The 19,912-nt window shown below is 65.0% G+C and carries 22 protein-coding genes; 12 read left to right on the top strand and 10 right to left on the bottom strand.

Translation table 11 applies throughout. The features are described 5' to 3' along the window. Positions 1 to 752: 752 nt before the first annotated feature. The 4 genes from BrevBR_RS15440 to BrevBR_RS15425 form a co-directional block, all read right to left on the bottom strand. Positions 753 to 1,232 (bottom strand): hypothetical protein, encoded by a 480-nt coding sequence (locus BrevBR_RS15440; RefSeq protein ID WP_340001525.1) that lies wholly within the window; start codon positions 1,230 to 1,232, stop codon positions 753 to 755. Positions 1,233 to 1,268: 36 nt separating this feature from the next. Continuing rightward, complete coding sequence (locus BrevBR_RS15435; protein WP_340001524.1) at positions 1,269 to 1,634, bottom strand: hypothetical protein; 366 nt, start codon at positions 1,632 to 1,634, stop codon at positions 1,269 to 1,271. Positions 1,635 to 2,067: 433 nt separating this feature from the next. Continuing rightward, entirely contained in the window at positions 2,068 to 2,322 is a 255-nt protein-coding gene (locus tag BrevBR_RS15430; RefSeq protein WP_340001523.1) for a hypothetical protein, read from the bottom strand. Positions 2,323 to 2,911: 589 nt separating this feature from the next. After that, the gene (locus BrevBR_RS15425; RefSeq protein WP_340001522.1) at positions 2,912 to 3,202 is read right to left on the bottom strand and encodes an immunity protein Imm33 domain-containing protein; all 291 of its coding nucleotides are present in this window, start codon (positions 3,200 to 3,202) and stop codon (positions 2,912 to 2,914) included. Between the two features lie 118 nt (positions 3,203 to 3,320). Here BrevBR_RS15425 and BrevBR_RS15420 point away from each other — a divergent pair, with 118 nt between their 5' ends. The 3 genes from BrevBR_RS15420 to BrevBR_RS15410 all read left to right on the top strand — a co-directional run bounded on the left by BrevBR_RS15420 (position 3,321) and on the right by BrevBR_RS15410 (position 4,686). Further along, positions 3,321 to 3,656: a hypothetical protein gene (locus BrevBR_RS15420; protein ID WP_340001520.1), complete on the top strand. Its 336-nt coding sequence runs from the start codon at positions 3,321 to 3,323 to the stop codon at positions 3,654 to 3,656. Positions 3,657 to 3,711: 55 nt separating this feature from the next. Next, the gene (locus BrevBR_RS15415; protein WP_340001519.1) at positions 3,712 to 4,134 is read left to right on the top strand and encodes a DUF6188 family protein; all 423 of its coding nucleotides are present in this window, start codon (positions 3,712 to 3,714) and stop codon (positions 4,132 to 4,134) included. A 141-nt stretch (positions 4,135 to 4,275) separates the two neighbouring features. Then, complete coding sequence (locus BrevBR_RS15410) at positions 4,276 to 4,686, top strand: hypothetical protein (protein WP_340001518.1); 411 nt, start codon at positions 4,276 to 4,278, stop codon at positions 4,684 to 4,686. Positions 4,687 to 4,721: 35 nt separating this feature from the next. Here BrevBR_RS15410 and BrevBR_RS16565 read toward each other — a convergent pair whose 3' ends face one another. Both BrevBR_RS16565 and BrevBR_RS15405 read right to left on the bottom strand, forming a co-directional pair. Beyond that, entirely contained in the window at positions 4,722 to 4,943 is a 222-nt protein-coding gene (locus tag BrevBR_RS16565; RefSeq protein WP_445214749.1) for a DUF6980 family protein, read from the bottom strand. Between the two features lie 200 nt (positions 4,944 to 5,143). Beyond that, positions 5,144 to 5,803 (bottom strand): hypothetical protein, encoded by a 660-nt coding sequence (locus tag BrevBR_RS15405; protein WP_340001517.1) that lies wholly within the window; start codon positions 5,801 to 5,803, stop codon positions 5,144 to 5,146. Positions 5,804 to 5,903: 100 nt separating this feature from the next. Between BrevBR_RS15405 and BrevBR_RS15400 the strand changes: the two genes are divergently transcribed. The 6 genes from BrevBR_RS15400 to BrevBR_RS15375 are packed head-to-tail and all read left to right on the top strand — an operon-like array spanning position 5,904 to position 11,868. Beyond that, the gene (locus BrevBR_RS15400; RefSeq protein WP_340001516.1) at positions 5,904 to 6,110 is read left to right on the top strand and encodes a hypothetical protein; all 207 of its coding nucleotides are present in this window, start codon (positions 5,904 to 5,906) and stop codon (positions 6,108 to 6,110) included. Continuing rightward, on the top strand, positions 6,076 to 7,269 hold the full coding sequence (locus BrevBR_RS15395) for a hypothetical protein (RefSeq protein WP_340001515.1): 1,194 nt from the start codon (positions 6,076 to 6,078) through the stop codon (positions 7,267 to 7,269). The genes BrevBR_RS15400 and BrevBR_RS15395 overlap by 35 nt, the downstream gene beginning before the upstream one ends. Then, the gene (locus BrevBR_RS15390; RefSeq protein ID WP_340001514.1) at positions 7,262 to 7,633 is read left to right on the top strand and encodes a hypothetical protein; all 372 of its coding nucleotides are present in this window, start codon (positions 7,262 to 7,264) and stop codon (positions 7,631 to 7,633) included. Before BrevBR_RS15395 ends, BrevBR_RS15390 begins: the two co-directional genes overlap by 8 nt. 3 nt (positions 7,634 to 7,636) lie before the next feature. Beyond that, positions 7,637 to 8,977, top strand: a complete 1,341-nt coding sequence (locus BrevBR_RS15385) for an HlyD family efflux transporter periplasmic adaptor subunit (protein WP_340001513.1) — start codon at positions 7,637 to 7,639, stop codon at positions 8,975 to 8,977. Then, positions 8,977 to 11,142, top strand: a complete 2,166-nt coding sequence (locus tag BrevBR_RS15380) for a peptidase domain-containing ABC transporter (RefSeq protein ID WP_340001512.1) — start codon at positions 8,977 to 8,979, stop codon at positions 11,140 to 11,142. Before BrevBR_RS15385 ends, BrevBR_RS15380 begins: the two co-directional genes overlap by 1 nt. A 3-nt stretch (positions 11,143 to 11,145) precedes the next feature. Next, positions 11,146 to 11,868 carry a DUF6624 domain-containing protein gene (locus tag BrevBR_RS15375; RefSeq protein ID WP_340001511.1) on the top strand — a complete coding sequence of 241 codons (723 nt, stop codon included), beginning with the start codon at positions 11,146 to 11,148 and terminating at the stop codon, positions 11,866 to 11,868. 396 nt (positions 11,869 to 12,264) lie between these two features. Here BrevBR_RS15375 and BrevBR_RS15370 read toward each other — a convergent pair whose 3' ends face one another. Then, positions 12,265 to 13,032 carry a hypothetical protein gene (locus BrevBR_RS15370; protein WP_340001510.1) on the bottom strand — a complete coding sequence of 256 codons (768 nt, stop codon included), beginning with the start codon at positions 13,030 to 13,032 and terminating at the stop codon, positions 12,265 to 12,267. Positions 13,033 to 13,220: 188 nt separating this feature from the next. Here BrevBR_RS15370 and BrevBR_RS15365 point away from each other — a divergent pair, with 188 nt between their 5' ends. Next, positions 13,221 to 13,847 carry a tyrosine-type recombinase/integrase gene (locus BrevBR_RS15365; protein ID WP_340001509.1) on the top strand — a complete coding sequence of 209 codons (627 nt, stop codon included), beginning with the start codon at positions 13,221 to 13,223 and terminating at the stop codon, positions 13,845 to 13,847. Between the two features lie 73 nt (positions 13,848 to 13,920). Here BrevBR_RS15365 and BrevBR_RS15360 read toward each other — a convergent pair whose 3' ends face one another. The 3 genes from BrevBR_RS15360 to BrevBR_RS15350 form a co-directional block, all read right to left on the bottom strand. After that, positions 13,921 to 14,331: a hypothetical protein gene (locus tag BrevBR_RS15360; RefSeq protein WP_340001508.1), complete on the bottom strand. Its 411-nt coding sequence runs from the start codon at positions 14,329 to 14,331 to the stop codon at positions 13,921 to 13,923. Between the two features lie 906 nt (positions 14,332 to 15,237). Beyond that, positions 15,238 to 15,459, bottom strand: coding sequence for an outer membrane protein assembly factor BamE domain-containing protein (gene bamE, locus BrevBR_RS15355; protein ID WP_340001507.1), 222 nt, complete (start codon positions 15,457 to 15,459; stop codon positions 15,238 to 15,240). Between the two features lie 321 nt (positions 15,460 to 15,780). Beyond that, on the bottom strand, positions 15,781 to 17,061 hold the full coding sequence (locus BrevBR_RS15350) for an MFS transporter (RefSeq protein WP_340001506.1): 1,281 nt from the start codon (positions 17,059 to 17,061) through the stop codon (positions 15,781 to 15,783). Between the two features lie 93 nt (positions 17,062 to 17,154). Between BrevBR_RS15350 and BrevBR_RS15345 the strand changes: the two genes are divergently transcribed. Then, complete coding sequence (locus BrevBR_RS15345; RefSeq protein ID WP_332640004.1) at positions 17,155 to 18,222, top strand: LacI family DNA-binding transcriptional regulator; 1,068 nt, start codon at positions 17,155 to 17,157, stop codon at positions 18,220 to 18,222. 101 nt (positions 18,223 to 18,323) lie between these two features. Next, positions 18,324 to 19,754, top strand: a complete 1,431-nt coding sequence (locus BrevBR_RS15340) for a glycoside hydrolase family 30 protein (RefSeq protein WP_340001505.1) — start codon at positions 18,324 to 18,326, stop codon at positions 19,752 to 19,754. The last annotated feature ends 158 nt before the right edge of the window (positions 19,755 to 19,912 follow it).

The following is a 19,912-nucleotide window of genomic DNA, read 5'->3' as shown; positions in this document are numbered from 1 at the left end:
CCACTAAGGAGGCTGCACCCTACCCCATCCTCGATGTTGGCCCGCCACTCGGCCTCGGACATGGGTTGGAGAAGTCGGAACGGTGCCGCCTTCTGCTCAGGAGCGCCCTTCCCACTGGCGACTTGCCCCAATTGGGGCTCCGGCGTCGAAGGTGCATTACGGCCACAGGCTGCCACCAGCAGTAACGTCATCGCGAAAGGGAAAAACCGGATTATCATACCCGAGCGTCTCACAGTTGTTCAGGCACGGCGAGCAACGTCCGCAATGAGTCGACAGCAGATTGCCGTGTTTGGCGGAATACGGACCTTCGGCTTGTCGCCACGGACTCAAGCCGTCAGACTTCACCGCTGGTTCGGTCCGGAGGGCCTATGTTGAAAGCTCCCATCGCTAGTTCGATATTCGCCGCCCTTGCGCTGGGGTGGGCCGGGTTGATTTGGTCTGGCAGCGGGATTTTGGTTGCTGAACGATGGGAAGAACCTGAGACACCAGCATTGGCTGTCCTGCTCAATGGGCAGTGGGCTGACGGAAGCCTCGTAGACGTCAAAAAGCTTCGTCTGAAATGCACCTACTTCAGCGGCACTTCGCTAGACCGTAGAGTGCACACAGTCGATCATCAGCGGAGCGAGGGCACCTTTAGTTGCCCGTCATTCGTGGGCGCCGAGCCGGTCGCTTTCAGCGTCCGCTAGGGGTCGGGAGCCGAAGATCACCCAAGGGTCTGGAGCGGATGGTCACCTATGGGTGGGAAGCGGACGTTAGCGGCGGAGCCGAAGCAGGTTCGCCCGCGCCCCTACCGTGACGCTGCTCCAAAGCCCGGAAGCCCCACAACTGTAGTTTACGGAAACCGTCCCCCGGGCCGCCAGCGGGAATTGGGGGGTGTTCGTCGTGGGGTTCAGAAATAGAAGATACTCGCCCCCCACATCATGTTCCTGGGCACGATCCAGATAGAACCCCCCGCTATTTCGGAAGGTGAAGAAGCGCAGTCGTCGAGGTGGGTCGCCCTTGTAGGCCTGTTGAACTTCAAGCTGATATTCCGTCCAAGGCTCTTCGCCCTCGACGAAATGATCGGTCGCCGTCAACACCTGGGCTTTGACAACCCATCGGGAGTCTTGAAACTCCTGACTGACGGTTGGCTGAGCGTAGAGTTCACCCTTGTAGATGCAAAGCGCGTGCGCCGACGATCCAAGCGCCGACAGCGCGACCGCGAGCGCGATTGAGAGGACCGTCGTTCTCATTGCGGTATCAGAGCCAGACATTCTCTACGTCCCCAATCAGTCGATTTTCCCGGCAAGGCGCGCGGTTTGTCCTGCGGTCGGATTGGAAACTCTTGCAAGGCGGGGATCGACACCCGGCACCTGCGGGCTCGTTAGATTGAGGATGTCGCCAGAGATCATCCCTTCATACTCTTCCGTCTCCGTCCACGCGGACCCGTCACTTCGCTTCCATTCGTGGACGACCCTGAACGAGATTTGGTTTCCGTTTATCGCAACCGGCCATGTATCGCCGCCGTAACAACCACCCTCGCAGATCGTGAACAGGACGGTGGGCTGGCTCGCGTTGGCGTCGAGCTGCACTTCAAAGCCACCCGCGTTGCCGGTTTCATCACTGTATCGGACGTTGCTGTAGACGCCGCTCATGGTCGTGGCGGGGTCTGTGCGGAAACAAGCAGGAGGAGGGCGAAGAACAGGGTCATTCCTCGATCATCCGTCAGCTACCGGATGTCCGCAATGGGTCGGAAGCCGCCCGTCGCCTGAGGTGGAAAGCGGCTGTTGACGGAGGCTGGCTTCAGAGCCGAAAACCTTCAGCCATGAACATCGGGGATGGCTACGATCCGGCATGGTTTCGGAGGCACTGGCGGTTCGTGCTGATCCGGTGGCTGGTCTTCTCCATGATCGCAGCCGCGCTTTTAGCGATGTGTATGAGCGTCTGGTCAGCCGTATTCTTGGGTCTCGTAATCGGCGCGCTCGTGAACGTAACTTGGTTTTGGGTAGCCTAACCGACGAACGACCCGAAGGCGTAACGTCCGTAATGGGTCGGGAGCCGGCTGTCGCTTAAGGGTGGTTAGCAGACCTAAGGGTTGGCTTGGACCCGGATGGTCGGGACGCCGTGTTCCGTCGCCCATTCCGTCGCCGGAGCTAGTGCCGCCTCAAGCGAAACGTCATCCTCGGGTAACGAGCAGTAGCCCAGTCCTTCGCCGTCCCCCTTCCACGAGTAGCCCGTGCCGTAGAACAGTCCGTTGTCAGTTGCCTCGATAAATAGCCACGATTGATCGTCGCCGATGTCTGGCAATTCCTCACCCGGCTTCACGTAGATGATCTCCGGCATCCTGCGATCATAGCTTCTAACATGCCCATGTCCGCAACGGGTCGGAGCAGACTGTCGCCTCGGGGTAGACAGCGGACTTTGGTGAACGCTGTGGCCCTGCTATCTTGCCGACATGCGCATCATCTCCACGCTGATCTGTGCAACTGCGTTGGCGCTGATCGCCGGAGTGGCGTGGGCGTGTTCCTGCCCATACTGGAGAAGTGCCTCGGATCAACTCGGCTTCGCAGACGTCGCGTTCGTAGGACAGGTGATATCCTCTACAACGGGGCGCGACGGTTACGTGGTGACAGAGTTCAATGTCTCTCGCACACTGAAGGGAGCTCACCACGACGTTCAGCGGATCACGCACGCGCCCGGCTCTTGGGGCGCCACCTGCGGCATAGACTTCGTTCAATCACGAGATGTTCTCGTTCTCGCCAAGAGGCAGGGCAACAGAATGTCTACGAGCGCCTGCGCCACACCACGCTTCGCTCTGGGCGACTTCGAGCGAGCTGCTGCGCGCTGAGAGCTATTCCGAAACCGGAGTCCGCAAAGTGTCGGGAGCTGCCGGTCGCCTAAGGGTGGTTAGCTGACTTCGAGAAGGTCAGGATCAAACCAGACATCTTCGTATCCCTGAGCTGCAATAAACCGCCAGCCTGGAGGCAAATTCCAAGTGCGAGACGTGGAGCGGAACGAAGAAATCGTCGTCGGACGAGAGCGATTCTCCGGCCCAGATATACCAACCCGTTGTGTCCCCGGCGGGCGGATGGCGCAGGCCATTGATAGGATGCAGGCGTTCGAGAACGTTTCTCGCTATGCCGACTCTCATGCCTGCAGGCGACGGCACGATCTCCACGCCGTACTCGCCGCAGATGCGCTCCCGATCGATCGATGTACCCATGCACAAACGCTATCGCGGGAGAGCTCCCATGTCAGCAACGGGTCGGGAGCCGACGGGCCCTTGAGGGTGGAAAGCGGACGCGGACTGTAGGACAGTGGAACTCACGGGAGGGCGAAGCATGCGGTGGCCGAGCGTCTATGTCTGGGGCTGGATCATGCTTCCCGGACGCCTGTTCATCCTGATCGGCGCGGTGGTTTTTGCCGGTCTGCTTCAGTTGATGTTTCCCGAGACGAACATTTTCCCTTGGGCGGTGTTCGCGTCATTCGTGGCGTTGGCGGCGGTCAGCCTGATGCTGACGGCCTGCCCTCGCTGCTGGCGAAGCGTCTATCAGCGGTCACAGTGGCGCGCGAACACCCTATGGCCGGTCTCTGAATGTAGCCGTTGTGGATTGGACCTGAAAAAGTTTGGTCCGTTTGATCGGCGGGCAAAAGTTCCGCCCCGGATGTCCGCTTAGGGTCGGTTAGCAGACGTCTCCTGCGATAGCTTCCGATCCTCGTTGGAGACGCAGTATGGACGACCTTGCCCTTGCCTTTGAAGCTGCAGTCGTTGGACGGTCTTGCCGAGTCGAACGTCGGGAGGCTGACTGGGCATTCGATCTCCTGAACAAGACCGGCCTAGCCGTTGGTTGCCACTGGCGGTTGGTTTCACCCGACGGCATTGTTCTGACCGACGAAGATCACGGCCAGCGATTTGGTTTGCCGGAGCCTGTGGACGCCGAGGCTCAGGCGAACGCCCTGCTTGCTGGGGCGACCGTTTCCTCTGCGGCGGTTGACCAAGTGACCGCTGACCTGTGTCTCCGGTTCTCAAACGACCTGCGTCTCGACCTGGTCAATAACTCCTCGGGCTACGAAGGCTGGCAGGGGAGTTTCGACCACGGCGGCAACGAAGCTTCCATCATCGCGATGGGCGGAGGCGGCCTCGCTTTCTTCTAACGTCCGCAACGGGTCGGAGCGGACTGTCGCCTAAGGGTCGGAAGCCGACCGTCGCCTATGGGTGGAAAGCGGGCTTTCGCCGTCCTAAGCTCTGGCATGGCGAAGGCGGACACAATCAGAACCCTTGCGTTGGTCGGAGCCATGACCTCCGTTGTGGCCTACTTGTTTTTTGTGCTGGCAGGCCTGAACGGCGATGCATGGTGGCATGCCAACAAGCTGTGGGCCACCGTGGTGCTCGCTCGCGCTCATGTCCTCGCGGCATGGGCGGTCTTCGTCGTATTCGGCGCGGCGGCCTTTGTCTTTCGAAGAAGGCTCGGAAACAGACTTTTTGTGGTGGGAGCGGGGCTTCTAGGCCTTCCCGTTTGCTGGGCGTTGAGCTTGCGGTTCTTCTACTACAGTCAGCCAGGAGGGTGGTGGCCGGGTTTCGGCGATGACGTCTGGCGTTGGGTGGTGAACCACGTCTACGCAGAGTTCGCGGTCGGCCTGATGATCGGCTTTCTGGGATTGGCCGCCGTCACCCTCGATGGGCGCGCGGTCACAGACAGGGAGTAAATGTCCGCAATGGGTCGGAAGCCGCCCATAGCTTCTCATCGAGAAGCGGACGCTCGACGGCTTGGCAGCTTCGTCCCGCACCAAGGGCAATAGCTGATCTCGATCATGCTGTTTCCGCCGTCATGGATCATGATGCCGTAAGCAGGCGCGGTGGGCCAGAAGTCGATCAGGCAGTCGGGGCAATCGTGGCGATCCGGGTGGCGGTCACAAACGGTCTCCAGGTTCGACCGCATCATTTCGCAGCAGTGGTTCGCCATGCCTGGAATGTCTCACGGTCAGGCGAACGTCCGCAATGGGTCGAAAGCGGACATCGAAGCTCGGCCTAAGGGGAATGTCGTCTCTCCTACACCAGGCCAATGTCCGCTTTTGGCGCTTTCGCGACGTCCAAGATGTCACCTGACCTTGGTTATGCCGGCAAGGCGGGGCGTCGGGTCCGGTCGGTTTTGTGTCGTTCGCATCAATCCCTCGGCGCGCCCGGACGCTGCCCCGCTTGGCTTGGGGCAGATGTACAGGCGTATGCAATGTCGTATGGCCGGTCGAAACAGGCGATCAGACCGTCAACCCGGGCCAGGTTGGGGATCTCCCTGGACACGGTCGAGCCAACGCGACGGTCCTCCGCCGGAAGCGAGGCCAGCGCCGCACGGGCCCGCTCCAACGCCCCGCGGTCGCGTCTGAGGAAGGCCACGGTCGCCTCCTTGTAGAGGACGCTCCAACGATCCTCTCCGGCGAAGATCGATCGCTCCATCAGCAGCGCCGCCGGGACGGTTTCGCCCGCCGAGGCGCGGAGCTGACCCTCATGCCAATAGAGGCCCGTCGCCTGAGCGGGCGTCAGATCCGGGGCGTGCCGGTCGCGATAGGCGCGGATCAGATCCGCGGTCTCGGCCTCACAATCCAGCACCATTTCGAAGCGGCGCCATCCGGACGGGCCTTGGTCGAAGGCTTGCAGATCCATAGCCAGGAAAGGCGCCGGATCCGGAATACAGCCCGTCGCGACAGCGGCTCCAGGCGCCCGCGCGCCGGTCGCCCACCAGACCGTCGCGGCCCCCGCCAGAACGAGGAGCGTCGCGGCCGCGATCAGCGGAAGGCGGGTGCGAGGAGGGACGTTCAGGAGTCGCATCAGATAACCAAACCGGGTGAAAAATCAGGTCGATGGATTCAGGGTTGTTCGAGCACAACGTGCATGTCAACAATCGCTCGCCACAACAAGGGAGAGGCAAATGCAAACCGAAACCACACGACTGCTCGGCCGCCAGATCGGCCGGATCATGACCGATGTCGAGCTTGAGCTCGTCAGCGGAGCCAGCAACGGCTGCGGCAGCCGTGGCGGATACTGCAGCACCTACCACGAGACCGTGGAGCAGTGCGTCTGCGACGTCGCGACCGACATGTATGACTGCGATCGTCCTCACGAGGCACAGATCTAACTGGTGGGGGACCCGTCGGGTCCCCCATTTTCCCCTGCGCCCTAGTGTGAGGCTGCCTTTGTCCGTTCTAATCATTTCCCAGCCCAGCGACGTGCACGCGCATGCGGTCATTCATGCCCTGTCGCTCCAGGGCGTCGACGCCGCCCTGTTCTCCGAGTCCGACTTTCCGCAGAAGGTCATGGGGACCTACGACTCGCGGGACGACGCTTTTCTGCTCGGCGGCGCCCTCGACAGTTCCGGCGTCCGGACCGTGTGGAACCGTCGCCGGATGCCGCCGGTCCTGCATCCCAGTCTGCATGCCGCAGACCGAAGGCTCGCCGCTTCGATCGGCAGCGGCTTCCTGAGAAGCTGGTTCGATTGCTTCGACGAAGCGGTTTGGGTCAATGCGCCCGAAGCCGCCGAGCGGGGGGAACGCAAGGCCGTGCAGTTGTCTGCGGCGCTCAAGGCCGGGCTGTTGGTTCCGCCCACCCTGATCTCGAATGATCAGGCGCGCATTCGCCGCTTCCTTGAGGAAAACGCGCCTGCCATCGTCAAGCCGATCACCATCATGTCCTGGGACACCGGGGAGGTCTGGATCGGTATGACCACCACGCGGGTCACGCCCGACGATATCTGGGATTCCGTGGCCGTGGAGGCCTGCCCGATGATCTACCAGCGGGAGGTCGCGAAGGACTGCGAATACCGGGTGATCGTCTGCGGCGAGGAGATGGTTTGCGTCGAAATCGATTCCCAGGGCACGGAGGGCGCCGAGCTGGACTGGCGCGACGTCAAGCACCGCGCTCTCAGGACGCGCCACGTCGAGGTTCCGGCGGAAATTGTCGAGCCGATCCGCCGCTTCATGGACGCCCTTGGCCTGGTCCACGGCAGCTTCGATTTCATCCGCGGCCGTGACGGCCGCTGCTACTTCCTCGAAATCAACCAGCAGGGTCAGTTCCTGTGGCTTGAGGAGTGCGTCCCCGACCTCGGCCTGCTCTCCCTGATGACGGAATTCCTGGCCGAGGGCGGACAGCGCTCCTTCCGCTCCGCCGGGCGCGCGCCCGCGCTCCGATACAACGACTATGTCGATAGCGGTCGGGCGCTCCAGGACATCGACGCCGCTGTCGACCGGCACGTCGCCGATCTCGCCCCGCGCATCATCAAGGAGGTCGACTATGTCTGAGACGACTGAGGCCGCGGTCGCCAAGCCGTCCGCCGTCCGGGATATCGATTGGCGCAGCTGGTCTGAACACATCGCGCGCCCGCGCACGGCGGTCCTGCTCGGCTTCCTGTCGTGCCCGCCCTGTCACGACTACAAGGCGGCCCTGTCCGCGCTTCCGAGCGAAGCCGTCGCGGGGTGGGATCTGGCCGTCTGCAACTTGCCGCCGCGCGAAGGCCTGAAGATGGTGGAGGAGGGGGTGATCCGGGAAATCCCGACCCTCATCGTGGTCGGTTCGGCGGGCCGCCGCGGCCGGGTGTCCGGACAGCGCGGGGACCGGACGGCCCTGGGCCAGGATATCGCCCGCATGCTCTCCACGCTCGGCTGATCCATGATCGGTCAGGGTTCCGTCAAGGCGCGCGAGGAGGCGGACGCCGCCGCGGCGCCGGGGGGCGAGCCCCCCGCGCCCGACGCGGCCGAACGCCTGTTCCGCCACGACGCCGTCTCCCATGCCGCCCCGGGGGTCGCGCAGCGGGACGGGGCCATCTTCATCTCAACGCCGCCGAAAACCTTCTACCTCGGCGCCGTGGTCGCGGCCCTGATCCTCGTCGCCGCCGGCGTCGCCATCGCCCTGCCGTACAGCCGCACCGAACGCTCCAGGGGGTGGCTGGTCCCCCCCGCCGGACTGGTCCGCGTCACCAGCGCACGCCCCGGCGTGGTGGCGCGGGTCTCCGTCAAGGAGGGCGACGCCGTAAAGGCCGGCCGTCCGCTCGTCTGGGTCACCCACCCCTCCGACACCTCGCGCGGCAATACCGGCACGGAGATGCTCAGACAGTTCGACGCCGAGCAGCGCTCCCTCGAACAGACGTCCCGGTCCGATGAGGATGACCTGACCCAGAGAGAATCCTCCCTGCGCCAGCGCATCGCCATCCTCTCGCGCCAGATCGCCGCCGACGACCGCCAGATCGCCATCGCGGAACAGCAGCTCCAGCTCGCGGTCGCCGGCGAGGATCGCGCCAACAAACTGCGCGAGGCCGGCTATCTGTCGCAGGCCGGGGCGTCCGCCGCCCGAACCGCGGTCCTTCAGGCGGAGGCCGCGGTCGCCGACCGCAAGAGCGGCCGGATCACCAGCGAGATGCTCCGCGATGAGGCGGCGACGCAGCTGGCGCAGATCTCGTCCGGGCGTCTCTCGGCCCTGGCCCAACGCGAGCGCGCCGCGGCGGACCTTGAGCAACGACGCCTGAACGCGGTCGCCGAACGGGAGAGCATCGGCATCGCCCCGCTCGCGGGCGCCGTGGTCGGCCTGCCCAAACTGCCCGGCAGCACCGTGGCGGCCGGGGACACCCTGGCCGTGGTCAGCCTCGGCGAGGGCCCGCTGGTCGGCGAGATCTTCGTCTCGCAGCGCGCGGCCGGACTCCTCAAGGCCGGCCAGGCTGTGCGGCTCAACCTCGACGCCTTCCCCTATCAGACCTTCGGCAGCGTGCCGGGCCACATCCTGTCGATCTCGCCGACCGCCCTGACGTCCGGAGAGATCGGCGTGCCCGGCGTGCGCGCGGAGGACGCCATGTACCGGGTGCGCGTGCGGCTCGAACGCAGCTTCGTGAACGCCTATGGGCAGCGGCGGCCCCTGTCGCCCGGCATGTCCCTGGAGGCCATCATCGTCACCGATCGCCGGTCCCTAATCGAGTGGCTGCTCGATCCCGTCTTCGCCGTCCAGTCGGCGAGCCGCTGATGTCCGGCTTCCACATTCCCACGGGCCGGTCGCTGCCCATGATCATGGCGGCGGAGGCGGCCGAGTGCGGGCTCGCCTGCGTGACCATGGTCTCGGGCTATCACGGCCGCCACGAAACCCTGGCCTCCATGCGCCAGAAATTCGCGATCTCTCTGTCGGGCGCGCGCCTCAAGGATCTGATGGCGTTCGCGGACGCCATCGGTCTGGCCAGCCGCGCCCTGCGGATCGAGATCGCGGAAATATCCGAGCTGACCTGTCCGGCGATCCTGCACTGGGACATGAACCATTTCGTGGTCCTGCGCAGCGCGGGCAAGCGCGGCATCGTCATCCATGACCCGGCCGGCGGCGTGAAGCGGCTTGCCTGGGAAGAGGTGTCACGGCGCTTTTCGGGGGTCGCCCTTGAGCTCGCGCCAAGCCCGGCGTTCGAGACGCGCAAGCGGCCGCCGCCCATCCCGCTGGCCGCGGTCCTGCCCCCGCTATCGGGACTGAAGCGGTCCGCCGTCTTTGTGATCACCCTTTCGGTGGCGCTGCAGATCACCACCCTGGCCGCCCCGCTTCAGCTTCAGCTCGTCGTCGATCAGGCCATCGGCACCGGCGACATTGCGGTGCTGCCGGTCATCGCCCTGTCCTTCCTGTGCGTCATCATCCTCGGCGTCCTGGCCGAGGGCTTGCGCAACTGGACCCTGCAGATCGTCGGCGCGACCTTCAGCTACCAGCTAGTCGGCCGGCTCGTCCGCCACCTCCTGCGCCTGCCGGCCAGCTTCTTCGAAAAACGGCACATCGGCGATCTGCTATCACGGATCAGCTCGGTGCAGGCCATCCAGGACTTCCTCACCCGAGGCCTGGTCAGCGTCGTCCTCGACGGCGCCATGGGCCTCGTCGCGGGCGTGGTGCTGTTCGTCTATTCGCCGGCGATGGCGGCCGTGGCGGTCTTCGCCGCCCTGGTCAATCTGGCGCTGTCCTGGCTGTTCTATGTGCCGATCCGGCGCGAGACGGAGGCGCGCCTCCAGGCCGGGGCGTCAGAACAGTCCTACCTGATGGAGAGCATCCGGTCGGTCGCCCTGATCAAGGTCATGGGGGCCGAAGCCCAGCGCGAGAGCTCCTGGCGCAACCTGTTCGCCAGCAGCCTGGCCAAGGCGCAGCGGCTGGCTCAGTTCCAGACCTGGGCCACCGCGCTGCAGACCCTGGTCAATGGCGTCCAGTACGTCGCCATCCTCTATCTGGGCGCTTCCATGGTCCTCAGCGGGGACGGCTTCTCGGTGGGCATGCTGATGGCCTTCCTCGCCTTCCGTCAGATATTCACGGACCGGCTCAACTCGCTGCTGGCGACCTTCGTGCAGATCAAGATGCTCGGCCTGCACCTGCACCGGCTCGGCGACGTACTGCAGACGCCGGTCGAATGGGATGGCGAAGAGGGTGCGCCGTTCGCCGACGAGGCGCCGGAGATCGCCTTCCGGGACGTCAGCTTCCGCTACGGGTCGACGGACCCCGTGGTGCTGCAGGACGTCAACCTGACAATCGCGGCCGGAGACTTCGTGGCCATCATCGGCGCGACCGGGAGCGGCAAGACAACCCTGCTGAAGCTTCTGCTGGGGCTGCAGCCCCCGACCGCCGGAGAGATCCTGCTCAACGGCCGGCCGTCGGGTCCGGGCGCCTGGCGTCGGTTCCGGTCCGACGTCGGCTTCGTCGGCCAGGACGACCATCCCATGGTGGGGACCATCGCCGAGAACATCGCCTTCTTCGATCCCCACCTCGACATGGAACGCGTGATCCGCGCGGCGCGCGAGGTCCGCCTGCACGACGAGGTCATGGCCAAGCCGATGCAGTACCGCTCCCTGCTGGCCGAGGGCGGCGCCAATATCTCCGGCGGCCAGCGCCAGCGCCTGCTGCTCGCCCGCGCCCTGTATCGCGAACCGAAGGTGCTCGTGCTAGACGAGGGCACGGCCAATCTCGACATGGAGACCGAAGTCGAAATTTCCAACCTCGTCGCCGCCATGAAGCTGACCCGGATCGTCGTCGCCCACCGGCCCGCGCTCGTCAGCCGCGCGACCACCATCTACCGTGTCGACGCGACACGCGTCACCATGGCGGACCCCGTCGACCACCTGAACGTCCGGCGGGCGGGGGGTCTTTCCGTACAGGCCGTCGTGCCCGAAGGAGTCTGAACGATGCGATTCTTCCTCATCCTGGCCGCACTGGCGTCGATGGGATCTGCGCCGCCGCAGACGCCGCCGCCCGGCGCGGCGGCCTCCGTCCAGGCGTCGCCGCCCGCCCTCAGCGAGCCGGCCGCCGCCATGGTCGCCGGGGTCCGGTCTGCGATCGATCAGGAACTGGCGCGCCAAGCGGAACAGCCTGCGCCGCAGACGGACGCGGATCGCCTCGTCAACATGGCCGCGGTGGATCGCGTCGGGCGCAACGCCCTGGCCCGCTCGCCCTTCCAGACCTTGCCGGAAGCCGAACGGCGGCCCGCCCGGAGCGCGGCCTACGCCTACATCAAGGACCAGGATCAGCGCGCCCAGGCCGCCATGGCGGCGATGCAGCCCGAAGGCGGCTGGTGGACGCGGGACCGCTACGGCGACGAAGCGGCCAACGCCGCCCTGCTGCTGGTCCAGCACGCAGACGAAACGGCATGGCGCCAATATCTGCCGCAGCTGAAGGTCCTGGCGGCGCGCGGCGAGGCCCCGGGGGCTGCCGTCGCCCTCATGGAGGACCGGCTGGCCCTGACCGACGGCCGACCCCAGGTTTACGGTACCCAGGCCGTGTGTCGGGATCACCGGTTCGTCGTCTACGACATCGAGGACGCCGTCCGGGCGGAGCGTCTGCGCTCGCAGGCGGGCATGCCGTCCCTGGCGTCCTACACGGCGGAAGTGGCGACCTATCCGGCCTGCTAGGCGGCCCGGCTCTCATCGGGTTCAGCGTCCCGCTTGCGCCGTCGGCGGCGATGCCTTGGGTCGGCCTGGTTGCAGCCTTGGGGCGCGCCTTGGGCCCGGAGGACATCGCCCAGACGACGGCCGTGCAGCCGGTATGTGGCGATCACCCGGTCGTGGGAGACGACGCGCCCGCTGCGGCCCCGGATGGCAGTGCAGGCGACGGAGCGGCCGCGGGCCAGGCGCGACAGGATATCCCGCGAGCGGCGGCCGTCCCGGTCACGCAGCTCCGGCGCGTCGAAATCCGCTAGCCGGACGCTTTCCTCACGCAGTCAGGTGGTTCTTGGCGCGTCGGACTGACATTACGCCTTAGGTCTCCTTTACGCGGAGCTTCCAGAGTCCGCTTCTGGCGCAAAACGGCTACCGCCTCGAGGCTCCCCAAGGATAGAGCCGCCGCAGTTCCTTCTCCAGGAGTTCGGGCAGGTTCGCTCCCAGCCGGCGAAACTCACTGTCGAACCGGGCGTGAGCGGCTCGCCGGGCTTCAATCAGTTGGCGGATCCCCGGCTGATCGACGGCGGCTGGTCCCCCGCGAAATTCATCGGCCCGCGCGATGCCGATCGGTCGAAACTCTCCGTACTCACGCTTGATGATCGCGTGGGTCAGCGCCCCAACCTCCCGGACGGAAAGCATTTCGACGAAGCCGGCCAAGGCCCCGTCGATGGCCGGTGTGCCGACTTCATCGAAATAGTCTGTGATGCCGTTGTTCTGCATATAGTGGGCGAAATCGCCGACGTGGAGCGCCATCCTCTCCGTCAGTATGAGCGCGCGATCTCCCAGCACCCGGACGGTGAGCGCCACCCGCTCGCGGATGACCGCGGTGCATTTGCTGGTCCATGGCCTGGATGCCGGAAAGTAGGGCGTCCGGTTATCGACGGGGAGAACGGGCGCGACGTCGCCCCGCTCCATGGCGTCGATCAGCGACCGCCCGTCTGCCGGATTGATCCGGCTCCGCACGAAGCTCTCCATCAGCGCCCGGCGGGCAAGGGGAGACCAGAACGTCTCCCCGGGATACCTCGCCAGATAGTCCTCGACCTGGCGCGTCTGGTCGACCGTCAGCGGCGGAAGATCGGCCGCGAAACGCGCGCTCGCATAGGCGTGCGGTTTTAGGAAGGGTTCGATACCGCTCATCCGCCGACCATGCCGGAGTTGGCTTAGCTTCTCGTTACGCTTCGCCTAATTCACCGAGCGTCATGCCCTGGTCCCTTCCCGCGAGTGTCCGCTTCTCGTCCCAGTGCCAAGGTCCGCTTCTGGCGCACGCCTGATGCGACGGGAGTAAGATCAGGAGGACAGGGAGGCCATCTCTTGGGAGGTTTGCCATGCGCCAATCTGACCTGTTCATCATCCCTCGGCGACCTTGGAACGCGGGTCGGCTCATTGGGCCAAAAGCCCCCCTGAAACCCAAGCACATCTGGGCGATCCGACAGCAGCTGAAGGTCGCCAAACGCGTACGCGACCTGGCGATGTTCAACTGCGCGCTCGATGCGAAACTCAGAGCGTGTGATCTGGTGAAGCTGCGGGTCAGCGATGTTGCGCCCGGCGGATCCCTGAAGCTTAGATCCACCTTCATCCAGCAGAAGACCGGTCGACCGGTTCCCTTTGAGATCACAGAGCCGACGCGGGAGGCGATCGCGGCTTGGCTCGAGATGCGTGGTCATCGCGATGACGATTGGCTATTCCCTAGCCGAAGTCGTGCCGGCGCACATATCGGCACACGGCAGTATGCGCGGCTGGTCGATCAATGGATGCGGTTGATCGATCTCGAGCCAGCGGCCTACGGCACCCACAGCCTCAGACGGACTAAGGTCGCACTCGTTTACAAGAAGACAGGCAACCTGCGGGCCTGCCAGTTACTGCTCGGCCATCGAAAGCTCGAAAGCACGGTTCGCTATCTCGGCATCGAGGTGGACGACGCCCTGGAGCTCTCCGAACAGATCGATCTCTGACACCTTGCCGGGTTCGGTCGCCGGACCCGGCGCTCGTCTGCAATGGGTGGAAAGCGGACCGTCGCCTGGGAGGTCAGTGTTCATAGCAGAAGGACGGGCCGAGCCGCTCAGCCGAGATCGTTCGGTGCACCGTCACCTCTGAACGCCACAAGCCCATGTGGCCCGCGCCGCCAAGAGGGTAGTTCGTGCGGTGACCAACGAAAGTCACCAAGATCGGCTGCACCACATGGCAGTCTCGATCTTCGGTGCTCTCTTCCAGAAGTTCTTCCAGACGCGGCTGGTCAACGGGCCAGCCCAGCCAGTCCGTCTTTTCATAAGGCGGACGGTGCGCGGGTATTTCGGTTGCACCTTCGACAAAGGTCGAGCCTTCGAACTCGTAGAGCCAGACACCTGAAAACTGCCGAGTGGAGCCATCAAAGCGGGGGGCGGCGCACGACGAAAGCGTCAGGCAAAGCGCGATCAAGCTGATCCATCGGAGGGCCATGATTGATCTAACCACGTTTCTGGATGTCCGCTAAGGGTCGGAAGCCGACCGTCGCCTAGGGTGGAAAGCGGAGACTCCGCTCAAGTCTCCGCCGACGTAGAAAACCAGCCACAACTCATGCATGTTCGGAAATCATCACGGGGGACGGAAATGCGAGTAAGAATGACGGCGTTGGAGTTCCGACGCTTTCTCGACGGCTTCGGCTTGGCGATGTTGCTCCTAGGTTCTTTCCTTTGTGCGGTGCTCCTCATCATCGCTTTGTTGAAGACCTTCGGCGTCCGGTCAGTGTCCAGTCCGCCGGTCGCCTTTCAAGGCCTGGTCTTGATCGCACTTGGGGGCTGCCTCCGGTTGCTGGTTCGGATCGACAGGCGTCTGGAGTCGAAAGCCGTCGAGTCGAACGTCTCGTAGGGAGTCGGGAGCAGCCCCTCGCCTGGGGGTGGGAAGTGGACGATCGAGGTGCGGCGTGTGAGCGTCGGGGCTGGAGGGGCAGACGAATGAAATCACTATTGGTGTTCTTGCCCGTGGTCGCGTTGCTTACCGCAGGATGCTCCGACGTCCCTGGCTCAAAGGTAGTCGTCCGAAATGTCTAGTCAGCCTCTAAAGCAGGTCAGCACGGATTTTGGCGGCGGCATCGTCAATGCACCGGAGATCCCGCCGGGCGCATCGGCCACGATGAGTGGCGAAGCCCAACAGGATGGCGATCTCCCCCTGACAGTTCACAAGGCGGGTGTGAGGACAGTTGTTCCCCTCGGCTATATCACTCCGAACATCATGTTCGCTGCACGGTCGTCGTCACGGACACCGATGTGACGACACAAGGCGAGTGTTCATAGGGCGGCCTATCAAGTCCGCTCACGTCCGCTATGGGTCGAGAGCGGACCTTCGGTCGAAGGCGAGAAGCGACTGTCAGTCCGACACGACCTCGAAGGTAGTAACTCGACCTTGCTGATCCAGCTCAATCAACAGCCACTCGTGGTCGATAGCCATGAGGCCTCCATCTGGCCCCAGGACATAGATCATCTCGGTCCCTTCCCAGTTGTCGGTCGGCGTCGGCGGGCCGAGCAGTTCAACCACTTCAGCGCGGGTCATACCCTTGAGAGGGTGCTCCTCAAGAAAGCTGGCGACCATGTGAGCGCGCTCGCGCGTCTCTAGGTCAGCGTTCCGCCACCGCTCTTGATCAACGGTCTTTGCGACCCGCAACCAGTTACGACTAGGTAGGCGAAGAGGATGAGAGCGCGCATACGAGAATGCTGTCAGTCTGGGTGACTCTCCGCAATGGGTCGAAAGCGGACTCCCCTCCCCGCTAGCGGCTGTTGGGCCGCCTCAAAACGTGGAGACAAGTTGTCGTTGGACTGACAGCACCGCCCAACGGCCAAAGCCACAGTTCCCCGCCGAGACGACCTGCGCGATCTTCCGGACACAGCGGGCGGGCGACCGGCAGGGGGATGCTCACCCTCCCCCTTTGCGAATAACGGCGTGGATTCGGCGATACCAGACAGGCGGTTCGACAACTGTTTGATCCGAGGCCAGCACGAGCGCGCCGGCGATCGCCGCCAGGCCGGCCGAGACAAAGACGGCGGAGAGCGGCAGGCCGAGAGCGAGGATCACCGCGGCGCCGGCGGGCGCGAGACTCTGGGGCGCAGCAACCGCCATATTCATCACGCCCAGATCCCGACCCGCGTGCGTCCTGTCGGGCAGGCTCTCGGCCGTCAGGGCGGCCACGGTGACGGCATGCACCCCATGGCTCGCGCCAAACAGCAGCTGGGCCGTCAGCAGGCCTGTCCAGGCCGGCCAGCCGACCATCAGGGCGAATGCCAGGGCCATGCCCACACAACCGGCGACAACGAACACGCGCCTTCTCCGCCAGCGATCGGAAAGGGTTCCGGCCGCGAAGCCGCTGGCCGTCGCGGCCAGGGTCGAGACGAGAAGCAGCACGCCGAAAACATCGAGGGCGGACCAGCCGGCGGGCGTCGACCCGGTTCGCAGTCCCTGAGCCCAGAACAGGAGGTACAGCGTATTGATCGCCACGGCGGTCTCAACGAGCAGGCGAGAGATGAAAAGGGCACGGAACCGGCTCTCGCGCAGGGCGGTCAGGGAGAGGCGAAAGGAGGTTGGCCGACCCGACGGCGGCTCGCGCAGTCTGACGGCGAACGGCAGGATCAACACCCCTGTCGCGAGGGCCACGACCGCGAACTGGGCGCCTGTTGATCCCGTCAGCCGGCTCACCACCAGTACGGTGAACAGATTGGCCAGCGGCAGGGCGGCGCCGGCCCAGGCCGAGACCAGCCCCTTCTGCGCATCGGGCACCATGTCGGGTACGAGCGCCGTCAGCGGCGCATAGAAAGCATTCACCGCGACCTGGAAGAGGATCACCCCCAAGATCAGTTGGCCCGGGGTCCGGGTGAATGCGAGCAGGGTCAAGCTCGCCGCGGCCATCGCCACGCCGATCAGGATCCAGGGCCGACGCCGGCCGAGGCGGCCGCGGGTCCGGTCGCTCAACGCTCCGAACATCAGATTGGCTGCTGCGGCCGTCGCCCCGCCCAGCATCGCCGCAAGACTGAGCAGCATCGCCTTGTCGGCTCCTCCGATCATGCTCGCCTTCTCCGGAAGAAGCAGGGTCAGCAACGGAATGAAGCAGACGAAGGCGCCGGTCTGTGCGGCGCCGTATCCGAGGATGAACCATCTCGAGCGGCGGGGGGGCGGCGGGGGAACCTCTGAAGCGTCGATCATGGCGTCATATGACGTCGCGGCGTCGGCCTCGTCGAGCTATTGAAAGCCGGCGGACGCAGGCCCATCGTCGCCGGAGTCGCGAGGGAGCGGAGTTTGACGGCCAGAAAACCGACCATTGATGATGTCGCGCGACACTCGGGCGTGGGTCGCACCACGGTTTCGCGCGTCCTGAACGGCGGCCCCAACGTCCGCGACGAGGTCCGCCAACGGGTGCTGGCCTCGGTCGAGTCGCTGAACTATCGCGTGAATCCGCAGGCGCGTTCGCTGGCCGGCGGCGGCGGCGGCATGCTGGGCCTGGTCCTGGCCTCGGATCTCGAGGCCGAGCCCAACTCGTTCTACGCCTCGGCGCTGGAACTGGGAGCCCTGCGGGAATGCCTGGCCCTGGGCTATCAGCTCCTGACCCGCCACGTCCCCCATCAGAGCCCGGACCGGCGCCAGCAGGTGCTGGAACTGATGACCGCCCAAGGGTGTCGAGGCCTGATCCTGACCCCGCCCTTCGCCGACGATGTGGCCCTTATCGAGGAGATTCGCGCCCGCGGATGCGAAGTCGTGACCATCTCTCCCGGCGGTCCGGGTCGCACAGCCGCAGACGGCGTCGGCATCGACGACGAGGCTGGCGGCCACGACATCGCCGAGCATTTGCTGCAGCTGGGGCACCGCCGGTTCGCCTTCATAAGCGGCATCGAGGGCCACCTCTCCGCCGAGCAGCGCTTCGATGGTCTGAAGCGGGCCCTGCGTGAACACGGACTCGATCCCGACGATGTCGAGATGGCCCGCGGCGACTTCACCTTCCGCTCGGGCAGCCTGCTGGCCGCGCGCCTGCTGGACCTGCCGAACCCGCCGACAGCCCTGATCTGCGCCAATGACGACATGGCCGCAGGAGCCCTGTCCGCAGCGCATGGCCGCGGGCTGGATCTGCCGGACCAGCTCTCCATCACCGGCTTCGATGATACGCCGGTGTCGCAGATCGTCTGGCCGCCGCTGACGACCGTGCACCAGCCCCTGAAGGACATGGGCCGCGAGGCCGTTCTGGCCCTGACCCGACGGCTCGGCGGAAGCGGTGCGGGTGCGGCCTGGAGCTTCCTGACCCTGCCCCACGCCGTCGTCCCCCGGGGATCGGCCGGCCGCCTCCTGCCTCAGTTGGCCGTCGCCGAGGCTTGACAGGAGGCCGCAGTCGGGATGCTTATTGGAAGCGCTTCCAAACAGCAACCCGAACGCCTTCCGATGAACGGAAGCACCATCCTCGCAGGGAGGGCATTTTGATGAAGGTCTCACGATTGGCGCGGCGCGCAGCCATCGCAGTCGCCTTGACGGCCCTCTCCCTGGGCGGATGCGCGACCTTCCCGCAGCCCCGACCCGCGGAAACCGCGCGTGTCTGGATGACCTCGGGCGATCGCACGCGGCTGTTGAGCGAACAGCCTTCCCTCGTCTTCAGGACCGGAACGGCCGCCGGCGCCCCGGTCCTCGTGGTCGACGCGGGGCAGCAGCACCAGTCGATGGTCGGCTTTGGAGCTGCGATTACCGACGCCTCGGCCTGGTTGATCCAGGCCAGACTGACCCCGGCGGGGCGAGAGGCGCTGATCCGGGAATTGTTCGGCCGCGAGGATGGCGGACTGGGCTTCAGCTTCACCCGCGTCACCATCGGGGCCTCTGATTTCTCGCTGGATCACTACAGCCTGGCCGATACGGCCAATCCCGAGTTGTCCGACTTTTCCACCGCCCGGATGGAGGAATACGTCTTTCCCACCGTGCGGCAGGCGCTGGCGGTCAATCCGGATCTCAAGGTGATGGCGTCGCCCTGGAGCGCGCCGGGCTGGATGAAGACCACCGGTTCGATGATCCAGGGCCAGCTCAAACCGGAATACTACGGGACCTATGCGAACTACCTGACCCGCTACGTTCGCTCGGCGGCCGATCATGGCGTGCCCACAGACTATCTGAGCATCCAGAACGAGCCCGATTTCGAGCCCGACAGCTATCCTGGTATGCGCTGGTCGCCCCCCGGACGCGCGGAGTTCATCGGCCGCCACCTGGGCCCGATGTTCCGGTCCGCCGGAATCCAGACGCGGATTCTCGACTGGGATCACAACTGGGATCACCCCGAACAGCCGCTCGGCGTGCTCGCCGATCCGGTCGCCAACGCCCATGTCGCCGGCGTGGCGTGGCATTGCTACGGGGGCGACGTGGCTGCGCAGAGCGAGGTGCGCGACGTTCATCCGGACAAGGACGTCTTCTTCACCGAGTGCTCGGGAGGGAACTGGGCGGCCGACTTTTCGGACAGCTTCAGCTGGACGATGAAGACCCTGATCATCGGCTCGACCGACCACTGGGCGCGCGGGGTTCTGATGTGGAATCTCGCCCTCGACGAAAATCACGGACCGCATGCCGGCGGCTGCGGCGACTGTCGCGGCGTGGTGACCATCGACAGCCACACGGGGACGATCGCGCGGAACCAGGAATACTACGCCTTCGGTCACGCCAGCCGGTTCGTGCGGCCCGGCGCACGGCGCATCACATCGATCGAACCCGAGGGTCTGCAGGGCGTCGCCTTCGTCAATCCGGACGGCGAGCGTGTGCTGATCGTGCTGAACGACGCGGCCGCGCCGGTGTCGTTCAGGATCCGTGAGGGAGGCCAGAGCGCCTTGGCCACCCTGCCCGCCCGAACCGCCGCCACCTATGTCTGGCGCCGGTAGGGACAAGGCGGCGGAGCAAAGAGCACGGATCGGGATTGCAGCAGGCCGGCAATTCGGATAGCAATTGGAAGCGCTTCCAATCACGACCTGAAAAGATCGCGACAGGAGGCTGAAAAATAAAAGGGACGACCGACCACAGGGTCGGCGCCGGGGAAACA

Source organism: Brevundimonas sp. BR2-1 (assembly GCF_037626195.1).
GTDB lineage: Bacteria > Pseudomonadota > Alphaproteobacteria > Caulobacterales > Caulobacteraceae > Brevundimonas.
This window is presented reverse-complemented; position numbering and strand designations above follow the sequence as displayed.

Excerpts from the sequence above, each read along its gene's own strand:
- BrevBR_RS15410 (WP_340001518.1), top strand. The coding sequence starts at position 4,276 with ATGACCTCCGTTGTGGCCTACTTGTTTTTTGTGCTGGCAGGCCTGAAC.
- BrevBR_RS15405 (WP_340001517.1), bottom strand. The coding sequence starts at position 5,803 with ATGCGACTCCTGAACGTCCCTCCTCGCACCCGCCTTCCGCTGATCGCG.
- BrevBR_RS15370 (WP_340001510.1), bottom strand. The coding sequence starts at position 13,032 with ATGAGCGGTATCGAACCCTTCCTAAAACCGCACGCCTATGCGAGCGCG.
- BrevBR_RS16565 (WP_445214749.1), bottom strand. The coding sequence starts at position 4,943 with ATGGCGAACCACTGCTGCGAAATGATGCGGTCGAACCTGGAGACCGTT.
- BrevBR_RS15385 (WP_340001513.1), top strand. The coding sequence starts at position 7,637 with ATGATCGGTCAGGGTTCCGTCAAGGCGCGCGAGGAGGCGGACGCCGCC.
- BrevBR_RS15360 (WP_340001508.1), bottom strand. The coding sequence starts at position 14,331 with ATGGCCCTCCGATGGATCAGCTTGATCGCGCTTTGCCTGACGCTTTCG.
- BrevBR_RS15375 (WP_340001511.1), top strand. The coding sequence starts at position 11,146 with ATGCGATTCTTCCTCATCCTGGCCGCACTGGCGTCGATGGGATCTGCG.
- BrevBR_RS15415 (WP_340001519.1), top strand. The coding sequence starts at position 3,712 with ATGGACGACCTTGCCCTTGCCTTTGAAGCTGCAGTCGTTGGACGGTCT.
- BrevBR_RS15350 (WP_340001506.1), bottom strand. The coding sequence starts at position 17,061 with ATGATCGACGCTTCAGAGGTTCCCCCGCCGCCCCCCCGCCGCTCGAGA.
- BrevBR_RS15340 (WP_340001505.1), top strand. The coding sequence starts at position 18,324 with ATGAAGGTCTCACGATTGGCGCGGCGCGCAGCCATCGCAGTCGCCTTG.
- BrevBR_RS15440 (WP_340001525.1), bottom strand. The coding sequence starts at position 1,232 with ATGAGAACGACGGTCCTCTCAATCGCGCTCGCGGTCGCGCTGTCGGCG.
- BrevBR_RS15420 (WP_340001520.1), top strand. The coding sequence starts at position 3,321 with ATGCGGTGGCCGAGCGTCTATGTCTGGGGCTGGATCATGCTTCCCGGA.
- BrevBR_RS15365 (WP_340001509.1), top strand. The coding sequence starts at position 13,221 with ATGCGCCAATCTGACCTGTTCATCATCCCTCGGCGACCTTGGAACGCG.
- bamE (WP_340001507.1), bottom strand. The coding sequence starts at position 15,459 with ATGGTCGCCAGCTTTCTTGAGGAGCACCCTCTCAAGGGTATGACCCGC.
- BrevBR_RS15400 (WP_340001516.1), top strand. The coding sequence starts at position 5,904 with ATGCAAACCGAAACCACACGACTGCTCGGCCGCCAGATCGGCCGGATC.
- BrevBR_RS15425 (WP_340001522.1), bottom strand. The coding sequence starts at position 3,202 with ATGGGTACATCGATCGATCGGGAGCGCATCTGCGGCGAGTACGGCGTG.
- BrevBR_RS15380 (WP_340001512.1), top strand. The coding sequence starts at position 8,977 with ATGTCCGGCTTCCACATTCCCACGGGCCGGTCGCTGCCCATGATCATG.
- BrevBR_RS15395 (WP_340001515.1), top strand. The coding sequence starts at position 6,076 with ATGACTGCGATCGTCCTCACGAGGCACAGATCTAACTGGTGGGGGACC.
- BrevBR_RS15430 (WP_340001523.1), bottom strand. The coding sequence starts at position 2,322 with ATGCCGGAGATCATCTACGTGAAGCCGGGTGAGGAATTGCCAGACATC.
- BrevBR_RS15435 (WP_340001524.1), bottom strand. The coding sequence starts at position 1,634 with ATGAGCGGCGTCTACAGCAACGTCCGATACAGTGATGAAACCGGCAAC.
- BrevBR_RS15390 (WP_340001514.1), top strand. The coding sequence starts at position 7,262 with ATGTCTGAGACGACTGAGGCCGCGGTCGCCAAGCCGTCCGCCGTCCGG.